The organism is Terriglobus saanensis SP1PR4, assembly GCF_000179915.2.
Lineage (GTDB): Bacteria > Acidobacteriota > Terriglobia > Terriglobales > Acidobacteriaceae > Terriglobus > Terriglobus saanensis.
Genome location: NC_014963.1, coordinates 3901472 through 3926923, shown reverse-complemented (window position 1 = coordinate 3926923; position 25452 = coordinate 3901472). Strand labels below are relative to the sequence as shown.

Sequence of the window (25452 nt, the reverse complement as noted above, 5' to 3'; positions counted from 1 at the left end):
GAGAGCGTTTGTCGAAGGAAGATGCAATTGAAGTCATGGCAGTGGTGGTTGAAACGCTGCCGAATGCGATGTTCAAGGTCGAGATGGAGAACAAGCATCAGGTGCTGGCCCATGTCTCAGGACGCATGCGCAAGAACTTCATCCGTATCCTTCCTGGCGATCGCGTCGCCATTGAATTGAGCCCGTATGACTTGAACCGCGGGCGCATTACTTACCGCTATAAGTAATCGGTGGTAAGTAGCAAGTAAGAAGAACTGAGGGTTGTAGCAATGAAGGTTCGTGCATCTGTAAAGAAGATCTGTGACAAGTGCAAGATCGTTCACCGCCGCGGTGTGGTGCGTGTGATCTGCGAGAACGCCAAGCATAAGCAGCGCCAGGGTTAATCTCTGGTTGTTTGCAGTTGGCACTAACCAAAGCGGAACCCAGCCTTCTCAGGAAAGAGAAGGCACACAAAGGGCGAGTTAGCCGAAGTCAAGGCTTGCGATGAACCCCGGGAACTCTGCTCAACCGCTCCTCTGGCGACAGCGCCAGGAGCATGAAAGAAGATGAGAGATGGCAAGAATTGCTGGCGTCGATCTGCCGAACAACAAGCAGGCAAAAATCGCGCTCACGTACATTTTCGGAATTGGCGATCCTCGCGCGCTCAGCATCTTGAAGAAGGCGGACATCGATCCGATTCGCAAGATGCAGACGCTCGATGAGGACGAACTGAACAAGATTCGCCAGGTGATTGAGGCGGAGGGTGGCATCGAAGGCGATCTGCGCAAGGATATCTCCTTGAACATCAAGCGCTTGATCGAGATCCAGAGCTACCGTGGTCTGCGGCATCGCCGCAACCTGCCTGTGCGCGGACAGCGCACGCACACCAATGCGCGCACACGGAAGGGCCCGCGTAAGGGCACCGTTGCCGGAAAGAAGAAGGCGACCAAGTAATGGCGAAGCAGCAGAATCAGCAGGCTAAGACCGGCAAGGCCGGCAAGAACAAGAAGTTCAAGAAGCGGGAACGGAAGAACGTTCCTTACGGCCTCGTATTCGTACAGGCGACCTTCAACAACACCATTGTGACCATCACGGACCAGACCGGCAACACGCTGAGCTGGAAGAGCTCGGGTTCGCTCGGCTTCCGCGGGTCGCGTAAGGGAACGCCCTTCGCGGCGCAGCAGGCAGCGGTCAACGCCGCGACTGCAGCTCGCGACCACGGCCTCCGTTCGGTCGACGTGCGCGTCTCCGGTCCTGGTTCGGGCCGTGAGTCCGCGGTACGTGCACTGGCTGCCGCCGGTCTTGATGTCCGGTCCATCCGTGACGTCACGCCGATCCCGCACAACGGTTGCCGTCCGCCCAAGCGCCGTCGCGTATAAGTTTTTTGGAGTTTTGAGTTATTAGTTTCTAGTTGTTAGTCGTTCGTGGCTAACAACTAGAAACTCAAAACTAACAACTACACGGATCGTGATGAAGCGGATGCCCGCGTAAAACGATCGTCACCTGAAGTTTTGGAGAGTATGAAATGGCACGTTATACAGGAGCTGTCTGCCGTCTTTGCCGGCGCGATGGCGTTAAGCTTTTTCTCAAGGGAACACGTTGCTTCTCAGACAAATGCGCCATTGAAAAGCGCAACTTCCCGCCGGGCCAGCACGGTCAGGCACGCGCCAAGAAGATCGTAGGCTACGGCCTGCAGCTCCGCGAGAAGCAGAAGGCCAAGCGCATCTACTTCACGCTGGAGACCCAGTTCCGCGCGTACTACGAGAAGGCTTCCAACCGCACCGGTGTCACGGGCGAACTGCTTCTGCAGCAGCTTGAGACACGTCTGGATAACGTGGTTTACCGTCTTGGATTTGCGATCGCACGCCGTCAGTCGCGTCAGGTCGTACGTCACGGGCATGTGAATGTGAACGGCCGCAAGGTGAACATTCCTTCCTTCCAGGTGAAGGTTGGAGATGTCATCGAGCTCCGTGAGAAGTCGAAGAAGCTGACGATTGCCGAGGGCGCGAAGGATTTCGCCGCTGCCCAGAGCACGCCGACCTGGCTTGAGATCGATCGTGATAACTACTCCGGTAAGGTCATTGCCTTCCCGAAGCGCGAAGATATCCAGCTCCCGGTCAACGAGCAGCTGATCGTCGAACTGTACTCGAAGTAAACGATTTTGTAAGCGAGCGAGTCAGCGGGTATTGTCCCGCTGGCTTGTGCTCGCAGCATGAGCAACACCAACCGTACGGACCGAAGTTCGGCCTCTGCAGAATGCTTCGCAGATGTGCACGGGCAGAGGGAAAGGGAAAAGAACAATGCTCTGGAGAGGTTTTCAAAAACCGAAGCGCCTTGCAGTTGAGGGCGAAACGCTCACCGAGAAGTATGGCAAGTTCAGCGCGCAGCCGTTCGAGCGCGGGTTCGGAACGACGATCGGCAACGGTCTTCGTCGCACACTGCTTTCTTCCATCGAAGGCGCAGCTGTAACAGCTGTCCGTCTCGAAGGTGTACTGCACGAGTTTCAGTCGATCACTGGCGTAGTTGAAGATGCGACCGACATCATCCTGAACCTGAAACAGATCCCGTTCAAACTGAATGGCGAAGGCCCGAAGGCGCTGTACCTGCGCGTCGACCAGCCTGGTGTTGTCACCTCCGGCATGATCGAGGCTGACGGCGATGTAGAGATTCTCGACAAGGACGTGTACATCGCGACCGTGTCCGAGGGTGGAAAGATGGACATGGAGATGCGCTTGAAGCGCGGCCGTGGCTATGTCTCCGCAGACAAGAACTTTGATCCGGATCTCGGCATCGGATTCATTCCGGTCGACTCCGTTCACTCGCCTGTGCGTAAGGTGAACTACACCGTGGACGCAGCGCGTCTCGGTCAGATCACCGACTACGACAAGTTGACCATCGAGATCTGGACGAACGGCACCGTGCTTCCTGCGGACGCCCTCGGCCTCTCGGCCAAGCTGCTCAAGGACCATATGACCATCTTCATCAACTTTGAAGAGGAGATGGAAGCTGGTCTGGATGGCTCGCACGATGGTCCGGCGATGCGCAACGATAACCTGAACCGCTCGGTCGAAGAGTTGGAGCTTTCGGTACGCAGTTACAACTGCCTGAAGAACGCCAACATCGCGACCATCGGCGAGCTGATCCAGAAGACCGAAGCCGAAATGCTGAAGACCAAGAACTTTGGTCGCAAGAGCCTGAACGAGATCAAGGAAATCCTTGCTCAGATGGGTCTCTCGCTTGGCATGAAGATCGACGAGAGCGGCAACCCTGTTCCCGGACCGACCTCCATTCTGCCGGCAGCGACGCTTGCTGCCAGCTTCGGCAACTTTGACGACGAAGACGACGATGACGTGGAAGACGACCTCGAACTCGACGGCGCGGCAGAGACGGAAAACTTCTAAACGTGTGCGGAGCGGGCTGCGAAAGTCTGCTCCGCCACGAAGCTTTAAGTAGTCAGAAATTTTGAGTTAAAGAGAGAACACGCCATGCGGCATCGCAATGCAGGATTCAAACTCGGACGTAATCCCAGCCACCGTCGCGCTTTGCTGCGCAACCTGGTCACCTCGGTTCTGATCGAGGATCGCGTCGAAACCACCGTGACCAAGGCCAAGGCAGTACGGCCCCTGGTTGAGAAGATGATTACTCTGGGCAAGCGCGGCGACGTACATGCGCGCCGTCAGGCACTGGCGTTCATGATGACGCCGGAATCTGTTACGCGTCTGTTCGCTGTGGTCGCTCCCCGTTACACCGACCGCAACGGCGGCTACCTGCGCATCACGCGCTCTGGCTTCCGCAAGGGCGATGGCGGCGAGAAGGCCTTCATTGAGCTCCTCGGAGCCGAGACCGAACTGGATGAGAAGCGCCAGAAGCAGGCAGATGCTCGCACGAAGAAGCGCGAAGAACTGCAGAAGCAGATGGAAGCAAATGGCGGCGGCGAGCTGGGCGAAGAGCCCGCAGCGTAGTCGTTTCTTGTTTCGGAAGAGGCGCACCTTCGGGTGCGCCTCTTTTGTAAAGCAGATCCCTTCGCTAAGGGATCTGCTTTTAAGCCTTTCAGGTTACTCTGAAATGAATGCCTATCCCTGCAAAATCCCCGTCGCGAAGACGCTTCCTCGTATCGACCTGGTGGCCGGTTGTAGTGATGCTGCTTGTTATCGTGCGCGAGTCGACGGCGAGCTTTGGCGGCGACCATACGGGACGCATCCTGCGCCCCATCTGGCAGGCCCTCTTTGGCGTTGTAACGAATAGAGAGTGGGACCATATTCACCACCACCTCCGTAAGACCGGCCACTTCCTCGGCTATGGGGCGCAGGGGCTGGCGTGGCTTCGCGCCTGGTTGCGCACGTGGCAACCTCGCTTTGCCTGGGAGGCCTGGCGTGAGCGCTGGCGGTGGGCTTTGCAGATGGCGCTTCTCAACACGATGCTTGTTGCCGCCCTAGACGAAGTACATCAGTCCTTCCTCCCCAACCGGACAGGACTGGTAAGCGATGTTCTGCTGGACTCGTCGGGCGCTGCGCTGATGCTGGTGATCGCCTTTTTCTTTCGCTGGGTTAAACAGAAAACGGCGAGGGACGTTCGTCCGCTCGCCGTCGTTTCCGAACCTTCTTAGAACTAGTGCGCCATGATCATCGTGGAAGCATTCACCGTGCCCCACTTGATGTGAAGCTGACCCATGCCGCCCTTGATGTCTTCGATGCTGATCGAGAGCTTCTCCTGGGATGAGGGCAGCGTTGCGGACTTCAATGGGGTACGTCCAAGATCCTGCGATTCGTCGTAAGTCAGGCCCCACTGGCCCGTCTGCTTGTTGATGGCGAGCATCCAGCCGGTCTCCGTGGGCATGATGAAGAGGGTGTAGCTGCCCGCCGGGACGTGCTGGGTTCCGATCATCAGATCTCCCGAAGAAGTCAGGGATGTGGCCTCATTTGCGCCAAGACGCCAGATCTTTCCCGTGGGAACGAGCGTGCTCATCTCGCGGCCCTTGATGCTGGGCGAGCCATAGCTGATGGTGATCTTTGCTTTGCCCAGCATGGCGGAGGTTTCCATGCGAGGACTGGGAAGGGCTGCGCCCTGCTTGTCTTTCTCCTGCGTCATGTGTGTCGTGGACATGGTCTGCGCGGCTGCACCTAACGCGCAACAACCAAGAACTGTGGCGAGCAAAATCTTCTTCATCGGAAATCTCCTTGCGACTCGTTCTGAATCCTGTGAGCGCTTTCAAACCCTACACCAAAGAAAGCGGCCTCCGCCAGAGGTGGCGAAGGCCGATTTTTCCATAACTGCGATCGTCGACTATCTGATGCTGGGCGATGCCTTTTTCTCGTCTTCCTTGCTCTTCTTGTCGGAGGTCTTTTCCTTGGCCGACTTCGGCTTTTTGTCTCCGTCCTCATTGACCTTGGAGTCCGCGGCAGACTGCTTGATCAGCACCTTGCCCGCACCCTGGAGGGTCTTGGAAGCGACGAGTTCTTCGTTGAGCGTCTCTGTCAGCAGCGCAACGACATCGCGTTCGCCAAGTGCCTTGGCGATCTCGATCGAAGCGGTGTAGCCAGCAATCTCGTAGTGCTCTACGCGAGAGGCTGCGCCGATGATGCAGACGTCGAGCGTTGCACCCTCTTCGTCCTTCTCCAGGGCGTCCTGACCCTCTTCAATCAGGCCTTCCATACCGTTGCAGTGCTCGCCCGTTGCTTTCTTGCCGAGGATCTCAAAGGCCTGACGCAGGCGAAGAACCTGGCCCTTGGTCTCTTCGAGGTGGTTCGAAAGCGAAGCCTTCAGGGACGGATCTTTCGCGCCCTTGGCCATTTTGGGGAGTGCTTTTACCAGCTGGTTTTCAGCGCTGTACAGGTCGCGCAACTCATCAATCAATACGTCTCTCAAGCCCATGGAAATTCTCCTTGTGTATGCAAGCGGCGGGCTCACCGTGCGACGCGCGCGCAGTTGATAGGAGTGCTTTTCATGTCGGAGAGTTGCCGCGCTATCCTCAGCCACGACGATTGGCAGGCATCGACGCCATGCGCTGGTAGAGCGCCTGCAGAGAACGAACTCCGGAGTGCGCTTCTTCCACGTCAGGAGCCTCATTCGTATCGTTCCAACCCGACGCTTCGCCCTGCCCGGAGACCTGAATCACGATGCCATCGCGGCGTCCGAGGACGTTGAGGTCCTTGTAATACAGGCCGTAGTTGACGCCCTCCTGTGGGATCAACCACGCGATCTGGCCCCGCACCGGCGTGATGGATTCGTCGCTCCACAGAGCACGCGCGCCGTAGCCTGTGCAGTTGATGAACGTGCGCTGTGGTAATGCCGCGAGGTCCTGCGGTGAGTGGAACTCCTGTGTCTCGATCTTTCCGCCCGCAATCAGAAAGTCATTGAGCAGCTGACGCGAGTAATCGGCCACGTTGAAGGTGAGGGAAGTGTTGCGACTGACAAAGGGAACAGGAAAGGGATGGCTTCCCGGCGGCAGAGGCTGCATCGCGGGCGTCAGGTCGTGGATGCGGTTCTGGTAGCGGGCGAAATCGAGCTTCTCGGCACCGGGAACCGTCGTCCTCGAATGCCCCGGAACAGCGCCTTCTTCATCCGAGAGAGCGTAGCGGTCGGTCCACTCGATGGGGTTACCGGGCATGCCGAGATAGCTCTGGTACATGGCGAAAGAAGCGCGCGCCATCGACTCCCACTCGGCCGGGAAGGCCGCTGAAGCGGCGGAGGCAAGCGCGATGCGCGAATCGGGCGTCCAGCTCCCTGTAGCGCGCGAGGAGCGCACGAAGGGCGGCCTCTCCTTGGCATAAATGGTGACCCGCACGCCTTCGCGCTGAAGCAGGGTCGCGGAGGTCAGGCCCAGGGCCCCACAGCCGATCACAGCGATGTTCTTGTCTCCGTTGACGAGAGCTTTGCGCACTGCGACGGCGCCCGAGCCCCAGGAGAGCGACCAGCCGCTGCCGCCGTGGCCGTAGTTGTGGACGACGAACTTGTCGCCGACCCATTCCGCATCCAACCGAGGCCCCGCCGCGCGGAAGGGCCGCAGGCAGACGGTGATGCGGAAGATGCGATCTTCATGCGCGCGAATCGGCGGGATCGGACCCACGGCGTCGTAGAAGGGAAGTGCAGGCGCGGCCGCAGTGCGTACCTGTCTGGCACAACCCGAAAGTCCCAGAGCTCCCAGACCGGCAAGCGCACCAGAGCGGTGCAGAAACGTACGACGGTCTATCTGAGGCGTGGGGGGAACTTTGGCCATCCGAGGGATCTCCACTGATTGTTTGGTTTGATTTGTTATAGCACCTCGGGAAAAGAGTGGAGATCGGCACGCCTATTGAGGACCTTTGTAAGTGACATGCAAGGACAGTTGTAGGGCGTTGAGAATCTCAGCTTCCATCTCGGAATGTGCCTTTTGCGTAATCGGGATCTGCGCGGAAGAGCCGGAGGCGATGGCATCCAAACTCGCTATTACTTCCTTGAGGAAGGGTGAGTTCGATTCAAGCCGATGTGTGCGGACCAGTTCCTGAATACCGACGATGTAATCGGATGCAATTTGGGCTACCGAGTTCTCAGGGCCATAGCGCGGACCCAGGGTAATTCTATGATCGGCAACGCACCTGGGCCCGATCACGTCACCGAGGTCGTACAAAATATTCTCCGGCCATTCGTCCGTCAAATCGAGGTGAGGAAAGTGCTCTGTCTCAGCCGTCGTGAATCCAGGTCTGCCCCGCGTTACCAGCGTGAAATTAGTCGCCGCGCCAGGCGGCAGAGGGTGCTCAACGCCTCCCACGAGAGGCTCCATCCAGAGAGCGAGTCTCCCGGGAGGCGCTCCAGGGAGTCCAGCCCTTTCTTTTACCGTTGAAATCGCAATCCCTCCCTTTCATAACTCAGCCTCAGCCTGCGTTTCGGTGTCCGGGTAGATCGCGAGGTTAAATGAGTTCAACGAATCTTTGGACTGCTTTCCGTTTTCGAGATGATAGGTGTATCGAAAGCCGCTGGAGGTGTCCTCGATTTGAACGCGCAAATTGGGATCAATGTCATTGTGCAGGTTAAACCTTCGCTTTGTTTCCGTGCCGTCCGGATTGGGCCAGGGAATAGTTATGCTGTGCTGGTTCGGAGAGAGAAAGACCTTTCGATTGCCATAGCCTGTGGGAACGCCCCCTTCGCCTGACCAGATCGGGATAGGGGGCGCGGGGCAGATCTGAGCGAAAAGGGCGGTCGGGGCGCTGAGCAGCGCGCTGACTATGTACAGATGGATTCGCTTATTGAGCAAGGGCAATCTCCAGCGCGTTCGCGCTAATCTAGCGACGAGAACTCAATCAGTGCTAAGTTTGGGTTCTGTTCGCTTAGTAGCTCGTGAGAGCATCCAACGATAAAGAATTACTGCACAAGTGCCGTTTCCCGCACCAAAAGCTGGCCAGCTTTCCAAGGAGGACCAGCGCCATTCTGAAGAATTTATTGTTCCATTCGCAATGACGGCAGAGACGAAAAATGGAATGAGTATGGCGAAGGCCCCGGCAATGGCACCTGCGAAACCCAGAAGTATCGTGTGTATCCTGAGGATTCGATTGCCCATTGCGATCATAGGAATTCCCGCCAATACCCAACCAACTGCGAAGAACGGTAGGCTCCAGAGAAAGAGTAAAGCAGTCATACCGGGGTCTTGAAAACGTAATCCTGCAGCAACGGCGGATGTATACCAGCAGATTGCCAATGCTGCGAACGAAATCGCGATGCGTAATGGCAGGTTGGAGTGGGCATTCTTCATCGGAGGGAGCTGCGTTATGGCTTCAGAGCTTCGGCTGCTTGTTGACGCACATACTGTGTTTCTTTGGGATCGGAAGCAATCCGGTTTAGCTGCGAAGAAAACTGTGCTCTCGTGTCCTTATCCAGCCGAGATGCGGCATCAACAGCTGAGGCGCGCAGGAACTCATCCTCTTGATTGAGGTTGGATGAGATAAAATTCACAGCCTCCGGAAGTCGAATTCTGCTCAAGCCAAGCTGGCGTATCACACTGCTCGTAAGGTCGGCGTCCGAGCGACTGGACACCACTAGAAGCACTCTATGCACGGTCGGAGCGTCAGTGCGGGCCGCTTGCAGCAGACTTGCCGCAATGACCAAGGTTTCCTGATTCGAATTGCGAGTGCTCTCCAAATTGGCCTTAAGGTATTCGATAGCCTTTTCCGGGAGTTTCGGTTTTAAGCTGCCGAGAATAAGAAGAACGAGTTGCCGCCGAGAGTTATCTTTCTCCTCTGCGAGTTTCCCTAAGTCATCGATATAAGGTCCTAATAAACCGGCGCTATCAAATCGGAGCATTACGCTGATGAGAAAGTCGTATCCAGCTTCGACAATCTCATCATCTGGAGAGTGAACACACTGAAAGGCCAAAGGAAGTACCGCGCCTACTTCCGTCTGCGACAATGCCCCAACCGTGATTTCGTTTACATGTCCGTAGAGTTTGTCCATTTTTGTGAGGCTTCCGGCCAGCAGGTTGAGTATCTTGCGATACCGTTCATGCATCGACGTCTCCTGAGCAGAAGCCGAGATCGCGAAGAGCATAAGCAAACCGAAAATCTTGATCGTTCTCATAGGCCTTTGTGAAGTACAGTATGGACTGATTTCAGCGTCGAGCTCAATCAGTTTTAAGCTTGGCCCTTGTCTGCCGAATAGCTCGTGCAAGTCGCCAACTGTAAAGAATCAATCCTGCAGCCCCAATGCAGCCGCCAAAAAGCGGCCAGCCTCTCATGTAAGCCCAGTCCAATTTGAAATGTTCTCTACCTAAAGAAATCGTCCAGAGGATCACTGTCGGGAGTAGCGTGACAGAGGCTCCAGCAATTCCTCCGACGAGACCAAGAATTATCTTTGGAATTTTGAAGATCCTATTGCCCAACATGAACATGGGTATGCCGACCAATGCCCAGCCAGTCGCAAAGAAGGGCAAGCTCCAAAAAAGAAATAAAATGTTACCCTGGCGTCCAGACTGTATAGCCCGGGAGCTATAGAAGATACCAACCAACAAATGCCTAATGCTTCGAGAGAGCTGATAATGCGGGCTGAGGGTGTTGGGTTCATAAATTTCATGGAAGCTCGGCTACGGCTTCACAGCCTCTGTTGCTTGTTGACGCACATACTGCGATTCTTTGGGATCGGAAGCAATCCGTTTCAACTGAGAAGAAATCTGTGCTCTTGTCTCCTTGTCTAACCGAGATGCGGCATCGACAGCCGAGGCACGAAAGCCTTCATCCTCTTGATCGAGATTGGTCGAGATAAAGTTCACAGCCTCCGGAAGCCGTATCCTGCTCAGCCCAAGCTGGCGTATCACACCGTTTGTTAAAACGGCGTCGGGATGAGCCGACACAAACGCTAATACTCTATGCACGGTCGGAGCGTCAGTGGGGGCGGCTCTCAACAAGCATGCCGCAATGGCTAAAGCTTCTTCGTTGGAATTGCGAGTGTTCTCCAGACTGGCCTTCAGGTATTCGATCGCTTTTTCTGGGGGTTTGGGGTTCAGACTTCCGAGTATGAGAAAAACTAGCTGTCGCCGAGAATTGTCTTTTTCATCTAACAGTTTTCCCAGCTCATCGATATAAGGTGCCAATAATTTGGCACTGTCCAGTCGAATCATTACACCGATAAGAAAGTTGAATCCAGCTTCGCTGGTCTCCCTATTCGGAGAGTGGACACACTGAAAGGCCAAAGGAAGTATCGTGCCGACTTCAGCCTGCGATAATGCCCCAACCGTGACTTCGTTTACATCGCCGTAGACTTCGTCCATTTTGGCGAGGTTTCCGCCCGGCTGGGTGAGTATCTTTCGATATCGTTCATGCATCGGGGTCTCCTGAGCAGAAGCCGACATCGCGAATAGTATGAACAGACCAACGGTCCTCAGAATTGTCATAGATCTTCTGCTTTCCGTGAAAGATGTCGTCTTCTAAGTTCTAGTGGCTTGGTACGGGGATAGCGCCCGTAGTCGTAGTTTTCCATGTTGCGTGGGTCGGGTCTGCTAAGCATTTGAATAGATTCCCTGTGGTATTTGTAACCTTGTTGTCATCGATAATTGTTACACCATTAACCTTCACAATATGTGCTGGGTAACATGTATGGGATATTGCCGCCTGAGCCGTTGGATTGTTCGGGTCAGTGGTGTCCAATGTAATAGTCCCGTTCCACTTAATTCCACCGAGTTGGGGCTCAAGAGGATCTTGGCCCAATCCGCTTAAAGTGACTACTGCTTGGTGGCCTCCGGGAAATGAGACGCTATGAGTTTGCATCGTGGTGAGGTTTGCCTTACCTCTGTCATTCCAAAGTAGACAATCATACTGCTTGTTGTCTTCGTCGGCACCGACATAGGGACCGTCATAGATATTGGGACTGGCGGGAACAGATGAGAGATTCGCATTCGGACCATTTGCAGGTGACCCCCTGCTGTAATTCCGTGTGGCGCCAGCATCCACATAGAAGTTATTATCGACTTGTTTGTCCGGAACAACGAAGATCGCCTGGGTGGTGCGATAGGTACCACGATTTGCATCGCCTTTATAATATAAAGGCCAATACGGAAATGGTTCCTGGCCGTTACCAGGGTAGACATAACAGGGTGTAGGCCCAGCGATATGGTCCACGGGAATGTACGTGGAATAAGAGACATTGAAGCGCGGACTGTAGGTCGTCCACGTAGAGACACCACTTGTTAAGGCTGGTCGCACCGATGCACTCATAACTCTTTTACTTCTCGCGCTGGCTGAAGTAGGAGCGGCGCGGGAGAGGCCCTGCGTGGGACCGCCTCCTGCAATGGTGTATGCGCCATTTCCGCTGCCGCAGGCCTGACCAGACAGCGTGACCGTTTCAGTTTCCGAAGGAGCTAGTGGAAGACCGCAACTATCGATGGATGGCACGGGATTGACGGCAGACAGAGAGTAGGAATTGCCATTGGAAACACCTGACGCGGAGTAGTTTATCGTACCGCAATATGTTAATCCCGCTCCAAAGTCGCGATAGTCGTCAAAGGAAAGCGTTCCGGTGATAGAGGAGCCGCTCTGATTCAGATCCCAACCGATAGAGTTGCCAACATTATCGGAATCGATCCACTGGCCGGAGATGTTGTCACAGCTGGGGGCGTGGTCTGGTGCTGTGTACGAAAAGGGGATACTGGGCGGTCCATTCCCTTCGTCGGGTGGCCCTTGGCCTACGTTTGGGTCGATGACTGCAAAAAAGGTAAAGGGTGCGGTACCGGCTATAGCGTCAAATCCTGGTTCAATTCGAATGGAACTGCCTGCGGTGAGAGTGACGGTTGCCGAATCCTGCACCACAAAACTGGCGCTGCTTGTGATGGAATTTGAAGCTTGAAACACGGAAGAGCCGGAGGTCACCGTCTCGGACGGTAGGTCCAGATCGGCGGGTAGTTGTCCAAAGCAACGGATGCACGAAACGGCGAGAGCCAGGATCAAGAGTCCCGGACGAGAGCGCCTGATCCATACAAGTGAAGCGGATGAGAGATGTTCCATGACGCGAATCCTTTCCACTGTTCTTCCCGGATCTGGAGACCTAACGGCCTTTGAGTTGTGCCACTTTTTTCGCGAGCGCCCTGTTTTTCTTGTCGAGTTGAATCATCTGCAGCGTCAGCTCTTCAATCTTTGCCAGGAGCTTCGCCTGCATGTCGCCCAGGCTCACGCCGTTCTCTTTGACTTCCGACTCCGATGGGATATCCGGAAGATGGTGATTCGCTTTAATAAACGCCGCGACTTCGGCTAATGGCCTGACTCGATAATTCGGTTGGAACACGTAGTCCGCCCATCCGGTGTTCACGAGGACTTCTTTCGCTTGAATCGTGCCGTTGACGGATAACTTATATTGAGGGCTCGTCGTGCCTATGCCAACATTGCCTGATGCATTGATCAATAGTCTTGTCAGGTTAGAGCCGCTGGTGGCATCCATAACGGTAAAGCCAAGAGGCCAGTCCCCGGCGTTATAGTCTGAGTATCCGACTGTCCAAACAGCCGGATTGGCCGTTGCGGCACTCCTATCAAATTGAATAACAGCCGCACCAGGGGAAGTTGATGGGTTTTGCAGATTTAGCAACTGCCAGTGACCGCTATTCTTGACGAATAATGGATACAGTCCAGGCGTCGTCGTGCCGATCCCGACGTTGCCCTGTGTATAGATAGAACCAGCCCGAGCATCAAACACAATCCCATAACCAACGTAGTTACTACAACACTGAGACTTGATTCCTAACCCCCACCAGCTATCAATTTCGTTATCGACGGTTGAGAAGGTTGCGGCATCTCCGTTCCCGTTGATGAATTGGCCGGGACCAACACCGCTGGGCGGGGCCAAAGTGAATGCGGTACCGTTATATGTTTGTGTCGCGGCCGTGTCCGCAGTCATGAGGGCCAAGGCCAGCCATGCAAGCTTCATGTACTTTGTCATCTATTCGATTCCTTCCCATTGCGGTGACGTTAATTTATATCTCCGCCTTTGGTTGCAGCGGTCGCTTTCCACACCCATTGCAGTTAGCGAAATGGTATTTGCGTGCGCAACTTATCCTGCGTGGCTTTCTCATAGAAGGAGAGTTACTTCCAATTTGGCATTACGCTGGCGGGCAACGTGCTCTGCGCTATGACGCTTGTTGTAAAGATCAGAGACAGAAAAGTGATTTGCAGTTCTACACGCATCGGAGATCCTCGAAGAGATTCTTGTAACTCAGTTGCCGAGCTTATGATGAGCAACACGCGCGAACAACTTAATAACCGATGATTTTTTTGAAGATTCCCGAATAGGGAATTGCAACGCTATCTAGATATAATTCAGCTTCGCGCTGTTTAGCTTCTCCTGTAGCTGCGCTTCGATCGGCACTTACAAAACGCCATTCATCTAGAACCTATTAAATCGCCATTTTGAAGAATCAATAGCGCACAAACAAAAAGGCCGGGAGATGATCCCGGCCTTGCGTTGATTTGGAGAAGAGCGTTATGCGTTGGTCGTCTCGGCTGCTTCTTTTGCGGCCTTGGCGGCATCTTCGGCGACCTTGTCTGCGGCTTCCTTCGCCGCAGCCTTGGCTGCTGCCTTCTTGATCTCGGCGGTGTTGCCTCCGAGATCGTCCGCCATCTTCTCCGTGGCGAAGGCATCGATCGTGTCCCCGACGCGGATGTCTTTCCAGCTGCCGAGGTCGATACCGCACTCCATGCCGCTGGTGACTTCCTTCACATCTTCCTTGAAGCGCTTCAGGTTGGCGATCTTGCCCTTGTAGATCTCCACGCCATCGCGCATCAGGCGAATCTGCGCATTGCGCTGGATGACGCCGTCGCGAACGATGGAACCGGCGATCTGGCCGACCTTCGTGATCTTGAAGACGTTGAGCACTTCCGCGCGGCCAAGGTAGTTTTCCTTGAACACGGGGTCGAGCAGACCAAGCATCGCCTTCGTGATCTCGTCCTGAAGCTCGTAGATGATCGAGTGCAGACGAATCTCGACGTTCTCGGCTTCGGAGAGCTCCTGTGCCTTGCGCTCCGGACGAACGTTGAAGCCGATAACGACCGCGTTCGAGGCAGAGGCGAGAAGGATATCCGACTCCGTGATGGCGCCGACGCCCGAGTGAAGAACGCGAACGCGTACCTTCTCGGTCGACATGCGCTGCAGGCTGTCTGCCAGAACTTCGACCGAACCCTGCACATCGCCCTTGAGGATGATGTTGAGGTCCTTGACGCCTGCCTGCTTGATCTGTTCGGCAAGACCTTCCAGAGAGACGCGGCTGCTCTTGGCAAGCTGCGCCTCGCGCTCTTTCATCTTGCGGTACTGTGCGATGCCCTTGGCCTTGTCGCGATCGCTCATGACGATGAACGTGTCACCGGCGTCCGGGATGCCTTCGAGACCGAGGATCTCGACCGGGGTCGAAGGTCCAGCGGATTCGATCGGACGTCCGCGATCGTCGAACATGGCGCGGATCTTACCGAAGGTGTTGCCGACGATGTAGCTGTCGCCCGTCTTCAGGGTTCCGTTCTGTACGAGGATGGAGGCGACTGCACCGCGACCGCGATCCAGCTTGGCTTCAATGACCGTACCGACTGCGGGACGCTCGGGGATCGCTCTCAGGTTGGCGAGATCCGCTGTGAGCAGGATCATCTCCTCCAGGAGATCGAGACCGATGCGCTTCTTCGCGGAGACTTCCACGAAGACCGTGGTGCCGCCGAGATCTTCCGACTGCAGGCCACGCTCGGCAAGCTGCTGCTTGACGCGCGACGGATCCGCACCGGGTTTGTCGATCTTGTTGACCGCAACGATGATCGGCACATTCGCCGCCTTCGCGTGATCGATGGCTTCAATCGTCTGCGGCATCACGCCGTCATCCGCTGCAACCACCACGACGACGATGTCCGTGACCTTCGCTCCGCGTGCACGCATGCGCGTGAAGGCTTCGTGACCAGGCGTATCCAGGAAGACGATCTCGCGGCCAAAGGCAGGAGAGTCCGGCTTCGTGACGTGCACCTTGTACGCGCCGATGTGCTGCGTAATGCCGCCGGCTTCGCCGCTGGCGACGTCGGTAGAGCGAATCGCATCGAGGAGTGATGTTTTGCCGTGATCGACGTGTCCCATGACCGTAACGACGGGGGGACGCGTGATCTCGATCATGCCGGTAGTGTCTTCGAGCAGGCCCTCGATTGCTTCGTTCTCAAGCTGCTCTTCGACGGAGATGATCTGGGCGTCCGCGCCGAATGCTGCGGCGATGCCCTTGACCAGCTCGTTGTCGAGCGACTGGTTCACGGTGACGAAAATGCCGCGCATCAGGAGCATGGCGATGAGATCTTTACCGCGTACTTCCAACTTCTCGGCAAGGTCCTTTACGGAGATGCCTTCGGTCACGGTAATGGTGCGCGTGATCGGCACTTCTCCCTGCGGAATCTGCGGTCCACCAAAACGAGACGGTGGCGCAAAGCCCTTCATCGGGCCTTCCTTGCTCTTCTCGTAACGCTTCTTACCTGCTGCGCCCTTGCGTGCTGCTGGACGCATACCCGGCTTTGGAGCTCCGGCCATATCGCCAGGCGCGCCTAAGCCGCCACCTGGACGGGGCGGTCCGCCAAATCCGGGGCGTGCACCGAAACCGGGACGTCCGCCAGGCGTGAAGGGACGCGCACCCGGTGCTCCAGGAGGCGGTCCACCCGGATAAGTGCGTGTGGGATGCATGGGACGGCGAACTCCGCCGGGACCCATCGGTCCGCCGGCGCCGCTGCTGGGACCGCCGGGACCCATCGGTCCACGATTGCCTTGATATCCACCTGTGCTGCCGGGGCCACTTGCGCCGGGGCGCTGGAAGATGGGACGTCCACGCGGAGCGACAGGTGCCGCTCCAGGGGGCGCTGTGTAAACGGGACGCGGGCCAGTCTGCGGCATAATCACGCGACGCACCGGCGGAGCGTCCACAACGGGAGGCGGCGGTGGTGGAGCTGCCACTTCTGCGACAGGCTCCGGAACGGGAGTCGCTGCCACCGGCTTCGGAGGAACGGTTCCAGCTGCAGGAGCAACCGGCGCTTTCACAACGACCGTTCCCATCGGAACGCGGGAGGCAATCGCAGGTGCCGGTGCAACGATGACCGGCGAAGCGGCGCGCGTCTGCGGAACGATGCGGCGACCTGTCGTCTGCGGTGCAGACGAGGTGCGCTCCGAGGAGAACGTCAGCGTCGGCATGACCGGCTGCGTGTTGGGTGCGCGTGTCGGAGGAGCGACGACAGGAGCTGGCGGAGGTACTGGCGCAGCAGGGTGAGCCACAACGACAGGCGGTGCGGGGGCCGCAGGAGGAGTCACTACGGGCCTTGCCACAACAGGCGCAGAGGGAGGAGGAGTTGCCACCACAGGCGTTGGCGCTACGGCGACGGGCGGAGCGGACGGTGGTGGTACAGCCACCACGGGAGGCCGTGCTACGACAGGGCGCTGAGCAAAGGGAGGTGCAGAGGCACCTGCAGCTTCTGCCTGTTTGCGCTCGAGGATAGCGCGCGCGATGTCTCCCGGTTTGGAGGCCTTGGAGAGATCGATCCGTCCGCGTGTGTCGGAGGCGGAGGAGGACGAACGAGAGTTGGACGAGCCACCGGTGATGTGGCGTCGCACGAGCTCGGCTTCGCCGGCTTCAATGGAGCTCGAATGGGTCTTTTTTTCTGCCACGCCCACAGCCGTCAGAGCATCCAGAATGGATTTGCTCTTCACTTCCAGCTCGCGTGCCAGATCGTTAATGCGTACTTTGCTCAATCAATCCTCGTTTTGTTCCCCTGCACCCTCAACGCGTCATAGCGGCTCCGCGGTGCAGGTTTAGAAGGCCTATAAATTTATTATCGCCCGAAAATGCAACTAACGGACTATTTCCAGCGGAAAGCACGGTGTGGCTAGCGATCAGGCTAACCACGGTCGTGCTCATCCGAGTCGATCGTTTCGTCTGAAATTTCCTGCGATTCAGCCACCAGGTCGTCCATCGTCTGGTTGTCCAGTTCAATGTCTCCCTCGCGGTTGTCCGCATCGCTAAATCCGTCTTCGTTGGAGGCGCGATCTTCCTCGTCCAGGATGTCCTCGGTCGACTCATCGACTTCGATCGGGACATTGCCCGTACCCGCGTTCTCCGCCGCAAAGATCTCTTCCGGTGTCTTGCTCATGGAACTCTCCTCATCCTCGGCGTTCTCTTCCAAGGATTCGTCTGCAGATTCGGCCAGGGTCGTATCCACTTCGGCCGTCTCGACATCAGATGCTTCTTCCGCGGCAGGCGCAACATCGGTCGATGCGGCTTCTGCCGCAGCAGCCGGACGCTCTTCACCCTCTTCGTACTGACCGAAGTAGTGGCGAACCGCGACCGTAATCTTCTCGACGGACTTCTCGCCGATTCCGGGAACCTCTTCCAGCTCTTCCGCCGTCATGTCCGCAAGGCTCTCCACGGTGGTGATTCCCGCCGCGATCAGCTTCTCCAGAACAGACTCGCCCAGTTCGGTAACCTGTTCGATCGGAGTCTGAGGCGCACCCTGCATGGCCGACATCTGCTGCTCGACCTCCTGGCGCTTCTCTTCCTCGCTCTTGATGTCGATCTTCCAGCCGAGGAGCTTGGCTGCAAGGCGAACATTCTGTCCTTTTTTCCCGATCGCGAGCGAGAGTTGCGTGTCGTCCACAATCACTTCGATCTGCTTCTCCGCGAGGTCTGTAATCGACACGCGGGCGACCTTGGCAGGCTGCAGGGCCTTTTCGGCAAAGGTCGTAATCTCTTCGGAGAACTCGATAATGTCGATCTTTTCGCCGCGCAGTTCGCGGATGATCGACTGCACGCGCATCCCCTTCATGCCCACGCAGGCGCCGACCGGATCGACATCCTTGTCGCGCGAGACGACGGCAATCTTGGTACGCTCTCCGGCTTCACGAGCAATGGCACGAATCATGACGGTGCCATCGTAGATCTCCGGGACCTCGGATTGGAAAAGATTTTGCACGAGCGAAGGAGCGGCGCGGCTGACGATCACCTGCGGTCCCTTGGCAGCACGATCCACACGGATCAAAGCAACACGGATGCGCTCGCCGACGGCGAACTGCTCCAGGCGCGACTGCTCGCGCTTCGGCATGCGGGCTTCGGCCTTGTCCAGGTCCACGATGACGTCCATCGGCTCGACGCGCTTCACCGTGGCGTTCAGGATCTCGCCGACGCGGTGGTTGTACTCGTTGAAGACCGTGTCGCGCTCGGCTTCGCGGACCTTCTGGAAGATGACCTGCTTTGCCATCTGGGCGGCGATGCGGCCCAAAGGCGACGTGTCCTTGTAGAAGCGCAGTTCCGCGCCTACTTCTACTTCTCCAGCGAGTTCTTTCGCCTGATCCAGCGTGAGCTGGTTCTCGGCGTCCTCGACCTGCTCCGCACCTTCAACGACTGTCTTATAGACATACGCGCGAATCTCGCCCGACTCCTTGTCGAACTCGCCGCGCATATTCTCCTGCGTTTTGTAAAACTTGCGTGTTGCCAGTGCGATCGCGTCTTCTACCGCGCCCACAACGATCTGCGGGTCAATCCCTTTGTCCCGGCTCATCAATTCAATTGCTTGATACAGTGCGCTTGCCATGGTCTGTTACCTCAAAACCTTCTATTCAGTTGTGTGGAGCGTGTCGTCTTACTAGAACCGGTTTCGGCGTTTAAATTTCCGCCACAAGCTGGGCTTTTTCGATGGCATTGAAGGGAATTTCAACCGTCTGCGGAGCCTCAGCCTTTGTTCCTTTTTTCTTTCCCTTGGCCTTCACGGCGGCAAGGTCCAGGGTGGCGGTGCCGTCCGTAAACGTCATCCGCCCGGTAAAGTTCTTTGTGCCGTTGATCGCCTGGAAGGTCTTCAGCGTGACCAGGCTGCCAGCGAAGCGTTCGTAGTCGGCCGTTTTGAAGAGCTTGCGTTCAATGCCTGGAGAAGAGACTTCCAGCGTGTACTCGGTCGTTCCCGGAACCAGCTCTTCCACGTCCAGAAGCGTTCCGAAATCGGTGGCAAAGGCCGCACAATCCTGGTGGGTTACGCCCGAAAGCGCTTCCACGGGAACACCGCGGGGAAGTGCTTTGCTCTCGTCTGTCTCCGCCTCGCGCAGCATGGCAGCGCGTCCCTCGGCATTCTTCTCTACGAAGATCTGCAGGGCGCTGAATTTGCCTGCACCGGTAAAGGAAACCTCAACGATTTCAAGCTGATGCGAGGCAGCGACACGGTCGGCTGCATCGCGAATTTTGTCGAGTTCAAGGGCCATGGCCGTGCCTCCTTTCGTGCGTTTTAGAGCAAATAAAAAGTGGGCTTTCGCCCACTCATCTCGTCCGCCACATCTGCCCGTGCATTCAGGGCGCGCCTACTGCGGCAGCAAGTTCGTCTGCATGAATCAGTATAGGTGGTCAGGCATGCAAATTCAAGTACGGTCAGGAGGTCTCACTTGGAGCGCGGCGCCGATCTCAGAAGGAAAGTGAAGACCTAATCGGTCCGTGGACGTCCATGGAACACAATCCCAATGCTGAACGTCTGCAGCGGAATTGCGCCGGAGCTGACGCTGTATCGCTGCCCACTCAGGCTGTTGGGTCGCGATCCCGCGAGCACAGCGCCCGATCCGCCCTCAAAGCGCAGGGAAGCGATGGGAGCCAGGTGAACATCCGCTCCAAGGTAGCCCGTCATACCGAAGTTGTTCAGACGGTTCGTTCCCTGGTTGGCCACAGGGGTGTAGATGCCGTAGTTGGTCTGCACCAGACCGAAGGAGACCTGAACATAGGGGTCGACCTTCACTGGCCCAATATGCGTCGCCAAACTGCCTCGGGCTCCGCCCAGCACCGTTCCTACGTGACCGCCGGCGGCATTTTCCACGCCAAGCGCGCTCTTCTGGCTCGACGTTATGCCACCACGCAGGTCAGCGCCTACCCGGATCGGACCAAAGGTGTGGAAGTCGTAGTAAACACCGCCCGTAAAACCCAAGGGCGAAATATGTCCGCTTCCGGTGGCCTGGGGCGTTGTCGTACTCAACGTGTCCGTGTAGTTAATGCTCGACATATGCTGCCCAGTCGCCAGGAGATATACGCCCACTTGCGCACGCACAGCAGTTACAGAAAGAGCACAGACTACCAAAGCGAAAACCTTACTCAAACGCATGCACCAACTTTATCGCACAAGTTTGGGAAGCGCCTAACGCCACGTCACTTCAGGCAACCCCTCAAAGAGGGGTTGGGCAAAGAAAAATCCCTGCATCAGGTGTACGCCGCAGGCCTGGAGGGCCTCACACTCTTCCACTGTCTCTATGGCTTCGCCCACGACCGTGATGTCGAGAGACTTGCAAAGTTCAGTCATGGCGCGCACGATCGCCTGCGACCGGGGTCGCAGATGCAGCTCCTTGATAAGCCGCGCATCGAGTTTGACGATGTCGGGATCCAACTCGGCAAGCAGGCTCAGGCCGTTATACCCCGCGCCAAAGTCATCCAGGGCGATCCCGAAACCATGCTTCTTGTACTCCTTGATAATGCTCTTCAGGTGGGCCGTATTGCGAACTGGCTCGTGTTCGGTGATCTCGAAGATAAGCCGATCAAGTGGGAACTTGTATTGCCGTGCTGCCCGAAGAGTTTTCTGAATGCAGCCTGACGGGCTATAGATGGCCTCGGGCATGAAGTTCACGGCGAGGCGCGCTCCCGTTTTCACCATGCCCAGCTCTGAGGCCAGACGAATGGCCTTCACGCGGCACGCCTGATCGAAGGCATAGCGATTTTTTTCATTGACCATGGCGAGCACTTCAGACGCTGGCTGGTTTTCTGGGCCGCGGACCAGGGCCTCGTAGGTTCGGACGGTGCGCGTTTCAACGTCAACAATGGGTTGAAACGCCATGGTAAAAGGAAATGGCTCTTCGACTCCATCCCGACAATCCCTACAGCCGGTGTTGGAGGTTGGCTCAAGAATCATAGATTGCACCTAACCTGTTTCAAATCTAGGCTTCTGCGTATCCACTGAATGCCCAGAGTCGGGCAGAGGCAATCGTTTCTGCAGGAACCAAAGTAATGGGATTGGTCAGAACAGAATTGAAGATCGAGATTCCGGGTATCTTCCTCGCGCGGGGCGGTTCAAACGGCTTTGCGGTGGTATAAATCTCCGCCGCATACAACCATTTCCAGACTGGACTACACTTGATTGAACCTTATGATTCAGAATCCGGTTCCTGAAGCCCTTACATTCGACGATGTTCTTCTCGTCCCCGCATTTTCCGACGTGGTCCCAACCCAGGTCAGCACGTCCACACGCCTAACCAAGCGCATCACGCTAAATACGCCCCTTCTCTCCGCTGCGATGGATACCGTCACCGAGAGCCGTCTGGCGATCGCCATGGCGCAGGCTGGAGGCATGGGAGTTATTCACCGCAATCTTTCCATCGAGCAGCAGGCGCAGGAAGTCGACAAGGTCAAGCGCTCCGAATCGGGCATGATCGTCGATCCCGTGACGATCGAGCCCGAACGTCCCATCGCCGATGCGCTGGAAGTGATGCGCCGCTACAAGATCTCCGGCGTTCCCGTGACGCAGGGCAAGAAGCTTGTCGGCATCCTGACCAATCGCGATCTCCGCTTCATCTCGCAGACGGACATTCCGATCTCCGAAGTGATGACTAAGAAGAACCTCATCACCGTCCCCGTCGGCACTACCCTGGAGCAGGCAGAGCACATCCTCCATCAGCATCGCGTGGAGAAGCTCCTTGTCGTCAATGACGCCTATGAACTCAAGGGCCTCATCACGGTCAAAGATATTCAGAAGAAGTTGAAGTACCCGAACGCCTGCAAGGACGACCAGGGCCGTCTCCGCGTGGCTGCCGCTATCGGCGCGACGGGCGACTTCCTCGAACGCGCCGCAGCCCTCATTGACGCACGTGTCGACGCACTTGCCATCGACAGCGCACATGGTCATTCCTCGCGTGTGCTCGAAGCCGTTCGCGAGTGCAAACGCGCCTTCCCGGATGTCGATCTTCTCGCCGGAAACGTCGCCACCTATGACGGCTGCCTCGCTCTGATTGAAGCGGGAGCGGATGCCATCAAGGTCGGTATCGGACCGGGTTCGATCTGCACGACACGTATGGTGACCGGTGCAGGTATGCCGCAGATTACGGCCATCAGCGAGGCGTATCGCGCGGCCAAAGAGCGCGGCATTGCGATCATCGCCGACGGTGGGATCAAGTACTCTGGCGATCTCACCAAGGCCATCGCAGCGGGAGCCTCCGTTATCATGATCGGCTCGCTCTTCGCCGGTGTGGATGAGTCTCCCGGCGAGATGATTCTCTATCAGGGCCGTTCTTTCAAGAGCTACCGCGGCATGGGTTCGCTTTCCGCCATGGCGCAGGGATCGGGCGAGCGCTATTTCCAGGGCAAGGACGATCTGAACTCGGCAGGAACGGCGCCGCGTTCGATCACCTCACCCGAGAGCGCGCAGAGCAACCGCCTTGCGAAGTTCGTGCCGGAAGGCATCGAAGGTCGCGTTCCGCATCGCGGACCGTTGGAGGCGATGGTCTTTCAGCTCGTCGGCGGTCTCCGCTCGGGCATGGGATACCTAGGCTGCTCCACGATTCCTGAGTTGCAGGAGAATGGCCGCTTCGTTCGTATCTCGGGCGCTGGCCTCCGCGAATCGCACGTGCACGATGTCATCATCACGCGCGAAGCTCCGAACTATCACGTTGAGTAGGCACGTCGAATAACATCCCCATCGCGCGGCCTGAATCCTCCGGGTAAACTTCTGTCGAGGCGATCCATGACGACAGAAAAACTCGAAGCGATTCAGGCCCAGCTGCGCAAACAAAATCTGGACGGCTGGCTCTTTTACGACCACCATGGGCGGGACCCGCTCGCCTATGGCATCCTCGGCCTGGACCCTTCCATGCACGTCACGCGACGATGGTTTTACTTTCTCCCCGCAGAAGGTGAGCCGAAGAAGCTGTCGCACCGCATCGAAGCCGGTCGCCTGGATACCTTGCCGGGCTCGAAGACGCTTTACTCGACGTGGCAGGAGCTTGAAGCGGCGCTGGCCGCGATGCTCTCCGGCGCAGGCAAGCTTGCGATGCAGTACTCCCCGCGCAATGCCATCATGTACGTCTCCATGGTCGATGCAGGAACGATTGAGCTGCTGCGCGAGATGGGTAAAGAGATCGTCTCGTCCGCTGATCTAGTTAGTGAGTTCGAAGCCGTACTCACTGCAGATCAAGTCGCCACGCACTACGTGGCCCAGCGCAAGATCGACGCGATCCTCGAAGCTGGTTGGAAACATATGGGCGATATGGTTCGTGCGGGAGCGCGTCTGGATGAGTTCCAGATGGTCACGTGGCTGGCTGACGCGATGCAACGCGAAGGCCTCGTCTGGGAGCACGGACCCAATGTCAGCGTGGGTGCGAACGCGGCGGATTCCCATTATGAACCGGTGCAGGGAAGCGCTGCGGAGATCCGGCGCGGCTCCTTCGTTCTGATTGATATCTGGGGCAAGCAGGCAGACCGTCCCGACGCCGTCTGGTACGACATCACGTGGACCGGCGTTGTGGATCGCGAGCCGACGCCTTTGGAGCAGCTTGTCTTCACCACGGTGCGCGACGCGCGGGATGCGGCCATCCACCTCGTCGAAAAAAGGTTTGCGGACAACCTGCCGATTGCGGGCTGGGAGGCCGACGATGCTGCTCGCGCGGTCATTCGAGAAGCCGGTTTCGCGCAGCACTTCACGCACCGCACCGGCCACAATATCGGAACGGAGCTACACGGCGCAGGGGCGCATCTCGACAACCTGGAGACGCACGACGAACGCCGCATTCTGCCCATGACGTGCTTTTCCGTGGAGCCGGGAATCTATCTTCCACCGGGGCCGGAGTGTTTCGGGGTACGCAGCGAGATAGATATGATGACCTCCGTCGGGAAGGCCGTGGTGACCGGGAAGATTCAGCGTGAGCTGGTGAGGATCTAAGTACGCCGCTGAGAGCGGCGCTGTGCTGTGATCAAAATAGCAGCCAGCGCCGCGTCGATGACCGCGATCAGCGCCCACTCCGCTTCTGCTAAGTTTCGCCACCAGGAGCTGTTGTTGAAGAAGCCCGTATCGATGTAGGCATCCACCAGAAGCAGTACGAGGAGGAGCAGGGCCCCGAGCGCAGTCCAGATCACGATCCTTCCCATTTTGGTAGCTGCGGCATGCAAGGACGCGATGCCAAAGGCGACGCCGAGCAGTAGACCTATCAGCGTGACGGCGGAGAGCGCATCGTGCAGCGAGCCCAGGCTTTCGACAAAGAAGGCCAGCACCGCCATCACGAACAAGCCGACACAGCCAGCGCGCACCAGTCGGCGAGGCGCATTACCCGGAAGGCCGCTGGCCGAGGCGGCGAGGAAGAGAGCGGAAAAGATCAGCGCAAAAGCGGCGATCGGGTAGCCAGAGGGGTTCTTCGAGCGTGAGAGCAGGTAGGAGATGACCGGGGTGCCGAGCACCGGTTGCGCCCGGTGGAAGGCCCACTCCATGCCTCCGGCAAAGACGGCGCAGTTGACGAACAAGAACGTGAGGCTACGGCGAAACGACATTCGTTCAACGTTAACACTCGAGATGTCCTCTTCCCAAACCCTTGCCTCGCCTCTCGCTGCTATCATCAAGAACGAATGACGACCAAGGCTGTTCTCCCCAACCAGAGCCGAAACAAGAACCTGCCCATCGTGGTCCTGATTGCCGGATGGGTTGTACCCGGCCTTGGCCACCTCCTTTTGCGGAAGTACATCCGCGCTGGACTTCTCTTCATCTCGATCGTGACGCTCTTTGCCGCGGGCCTGGCAATGGGTGGCAAGCTCTATGCAACAGGTACGGGAGACATGCTGGACCTCCTGGGCGTCGTCGCTGACGCGGGTAATCCGGTGCTCTATTTCGTGGGTCGCATGCTGGACTGGGGTAACGCACCGGTGCTTCTCGCGGTCGCCGAATACGGCACCAAGTTCATCGCGGTGGCCGGCCTTCTCAACGTGATCGCGGCAGTCGATGCGCACTCTCTTGCCAATGGCAGAAAGGTTGGGCTTTAGCC

At 57.2% G+C, this 25452-nt stretch carries 27 protein-coding genes; 11 read left to right on the top strand and 16 right to left on the bottom strand.

The window, feature by feature from the left end; genetic code table 11:
* Positions 1-8 precede the first annotated feature (8 nt).
* The 8 genes from infA to ACIPR4_RS15950 all read left to right on the top strand — a co-directional run bounded on the left by infA (position 9) and on the right by ACIPR4_RS15950 (position 4585).
* Positions 9-227, top strand: coding sequence for a translation initiation factor IF-1 (infA, locus tag ACIPR4_RS15985; protein WP_013569700.1), 219 nt, complete (start codon positions 9-11; stop codon positions 225-227).
* 42 nt (positions 228-269) lie between these two features.
* Complete coding sequence (rpmJ, locus tag ACIPR4_RS15980; RefSeq protein ID WP_013569699.1) at positions 270-383, top strand: 50S ribosomal protein L36; 114 nt, start codon at positions 270-272, stop codon at positions 381-383.
* Between the two features lie 169 nt (positions 384-552).
* Positions 553-933: a 30S ribosomal protein S13 gene (rpsM, locus tag ACIPR4_RS15975; RefSeq protein ID WP_013569698.1), complete on the top strand. Its 381-nt coding sequence runs from the start codon at positions 553-555 to the stop codon at positions 931-933.
* Positions 933-1358, top strand: a complete 426-nt coding sequence (gene rpsK, locus ACIPR4_RS15970) for a 30S ribosomal protein S11 (protein WP_013569697.1) — start codon at positions 933-935, stop codon at positions 1356-1358. The genes rpsM and rpsK overlap by 1 nt, the downstream gene beginning before the upstream one ends.
* Positions 1359-1504: 146 nt before the next feature.
* Positions 1505-2134 carry a 30S ribosomal protein S4 gene (gene rpsD / locus ACIPR4_RS15965; protein WP_013569696.1) on the top strand — a complete coding sequence of 210 codons (630 nt, stop codon included), beginning with the start codon at positions 1505-1507 and terminating at the stop codon, positions 2132-2134.
* A gap of 145 nt (positions 2135-2279) precedes the next feature.
* The gene (locus ACIPR4_RS15960) at positions 2280-3380 is read left to right on the top strand and encodes a DNA-directed RNA polymerase subunit alpha (protein ID WP_013569695.1); all 1101 of its coding nucleotides are present in this window, start codon (positions 2280-2282) and stop codon (positions 3378-3380) included.
* 84 nt (positions 3381-3464) lie between these two features.
* Complete coding sequence (gene rplQ / locus ACIPR4_RS15955; protein WP_013569694.1) at positions 3465-3941, top strand: 50S ribosomal protein L17; 477 nt, start codon at positions 3465-3467, stop codon at positions 3939-3941.
* Positions 3942-4048: 107 nt separating this feature from the next.
* Positions 4049-4585, top strand: coding sequence for a VanZ family protein (locus ACIPR4_RS15950; RefSeq protein ID WP_144312459.1), 537 nt, complete (start codon positions 4049-4051; stop codon positions 4583-4585).
* 2 nt (positions 4586-4587) lie between these two features.
* Here ACIPR4_RS15950 and ACIPR4_RS15945 read toward each other — a convergent pair whose 3' ends face one another.
* The 15 genes from ACIPR4_RS15945 to ACIPR4_RS15875 form a co-directional block, all read right to left on the bottom strand.
* Positions 4588-5145, bottom strand: a complete 558-nt coding sequence (locus ACIPR4_RS15945) for a DUF2911 domain-containing protein (RefSeq protein ID WP_013569692.1) — start codon at positions 5143-5145, stop codon at positions 4588-4590.
* A 117-nt stretch (positions 5146-5262) separates the two neighbouring features.
* Complete coding sequence (locus ACIPR4_RS15940; protein ID WP_013569691.1) at positions 5263-5850, bottom strand: YciE/YciF ferroxidase family protein; 588 nt, start codon at positions 5848-5850, stop codon at positions 5263-5265.
* A gap of 97 nt (positions 5851-5947) precedes the next feature.
* The gene (locus ACIPR4_RS15935; RefSeq protein ID WP_013569690.1) at positions 5948-7195 is read right to left on the bottom strand and encodes an FAD-dependent oxidoreductase; all 1248 of its coding nucleotides are present in this window, start codon (positions 7193-7195) and stop codon (positions 5948-5950) included.
* 72 nt (positions 7196-7267) lie between these two features.
* Positions 7268-7738: a hypothetical protein gene (locus ACIPR4_RS15930; protein ID WP_013569689.1), complete on the bottom strand. Its 471-nt coding sequence runs from the start codon at positions 7736-7738 to the stop codon at positions 7268-7270.
* Between the two features lie 78 nt (positions 7739-7816).
* The gene (locus ACIPR4_RS22815) at positions 7817-8209 is read right to left on the bottom strand and encodes a hypothetical protein (RefSeq protein ID WP_013569688.1); all 393 of its coding nucleotides are present in this window, start codon (positions 8207-8209) and stop codon (positions 7817-7819) included.
* 42 nt (positions 8210-8251) lie between these two features.
* Complete coding sequence (locus ACIPR4_RS22580; protein WP_144312458.1) at positions 8252-8704, bottom strand: hypothetical protein; 453 nt, start codon at positions 8702-8704, stop codon at positions 8252-8254.
* A 14-nt stretch (positions 8705-8718) separates the two neighbouring features.
* Positions 8719-9525 (bottom strand): HEAT repeat domain-containing protein, encoded by an 807-nt coding sequence (locus ACIPR4_RS15920; RefSeq protein ID WP_041586142.1) that lies wholly within the window; start codon positions 9523-9525, stop codon positions 8719-8721.
* A 502-nt stretch (positions 9526-10027) separates the two neighbouring features.
* A complete protein-coding gene (locus ACIPR4_RS15910) occupies positions 10028-10765 on the bottom strand; it encodes a HEAT repeat domain-containing protein (protein WP_013569686.1) in 738 nt (245 codons plus the stop codon).
* Positions 10766-10874: 109 nt separating this feature from the next.
* Positions 10875-12440: a 3-coathanger stack domain-containing protein gene (locus tag ACIPR4_RS15905; protein ID WP_013569685.1), complete on the bottom strand. Its 1566-nt coding sequence runs from the start codon at positions 12438-12440 to the stop codon at positions 10875-10877.
* A 40-nt stretch (positions 12441-12480) separates the two neighbouring features.
* Positions 12481-13365 carry a tail fiber protein gene (locus ACIPR4_RS15900; RefSeq protein ID WP_013569684.1) on the bottom strand — a complete coding sequence of 295 codons (885 nt, stop codon included), beginning with the start codon at positions 13363-13365 and terminating at the stop codon, positions 12481-12483.
* A 540-nt stretch (positions 13366-13905) separates the two neighbouring features.
* A complete protein-coding gene (infB, locus tag ACIPR4_RS15895) occupies positions 13906-17172 on the bottom strand; it encodes a translation initiation factor IF-2 (RefSeq protein WP_013569683.1) in 3267 nt (1088 codons plus the stop codon).
* A gap of 146 nt (positions 17173-17318) precedes the next feature.
* Positions 17319-19007, bottom strand: a complete 1689-nt coding sequence (gene nusA, locus ACIPR4_RS15890; protein ID WP_013569682.1) for a transcription termination factor NusA — start codon at positions 19005-19007, stop codon at positions 17319-17321.
* Positions 19008-19077: 70 nt separating this feature from the next.
* On the bottom strand, positions 19078-19665 hold the full coding sequence (locus ACIPR4_RS15885; protein WP_013569681.1) for a ribosome maturation factor RimP: 588 nt from the start codon (positions 19663-19665) through the stop codon (positions 19078-19080).
* A 215-nt stretch (positions 19666-19880) separates the two neighbouring features.
* Positions 19881-20447, bottom strand: a complete 567-nt coding sequence (locus ACIPR4_RS15880) for a hypothetical protein (RefSeq protein ID WP_041586139.1) — start codon at positions 20445-20447, stop codon at positions 19881-19883.
* A gap of 132 nt (positions 20448-20579) precedes the next feature.
* Positions 20580-21269 (bottom strand): EAL domain-containing protein, encoded by a 690-nt coding sequence (locus tag ACIPR4_RS15875; RefSeq protein ID WP_222829240.1) that lies wholly within the window; start codon positions 21267-21269, stop codon positions 20580-20582.
* Between the two features lie 309 nt (positions 21270-21578).
* Between ACIPR4_RS15875 and guaB the strand changes: the two genes are divergently transcribed.
* Complete coding sequence (gene guaB, locus ACIPR4_RS15870; protein WP_013569678.1) at positions 21579-23102, top strand: IMP dehydrogenase; 1524 nt, start codon at positions 21579-21581, stop codon at positions 23100-23102.
* Positions 23103-23168: 66 nt separating this feature from the next.
* Complete coding sequence (locus ACIPR4_RS15865) at positions 23169-24362, top strand: M24 family metallopeptidase (RefSeq protein ID WP_013569677.1); 1194 nt, start codon at positions 23169-23171, stop codon at positions 24360-24362.
* Here the strand turns inward: ACIPR4_RS15865 and ACIPR4_RS15860 are convergent.
* Positions 24359-24964, bottom strand: a complete 606-nt coding sequence (locus ACIPR4_RS15860) for a hypothetical protein (RefSeq protein ID WP_013569676.1) — start codon at positions 24962-24964, stop codon at positions 24359-24361. The two genes, ACIPR4_RS15865 and ACIPR4_RS15860, sit on opposite strands and share 4 nt — an antisense overlap.
* A 75-nt stretch (positions 24965-25039) precedes the next feature.
* On the opposite strand from ACIPR4_RS15860, the gene ACIPR4_RS15855 reads away from it, so the two are divergent.
* The gene (locus ACIPR4_RS15855; RefSeq protein WP_013569675.1) at positions 25040-25450 is read left to right on the top strand and encodes a DUF6677 family protein; all 411 of its coding nucleotides are present in this window, start codon (positions 25040-25042) and stop codon (positions 25448-25450) included.
* Positions 25451-25452 lie beyond the last annotated feature (2 nt).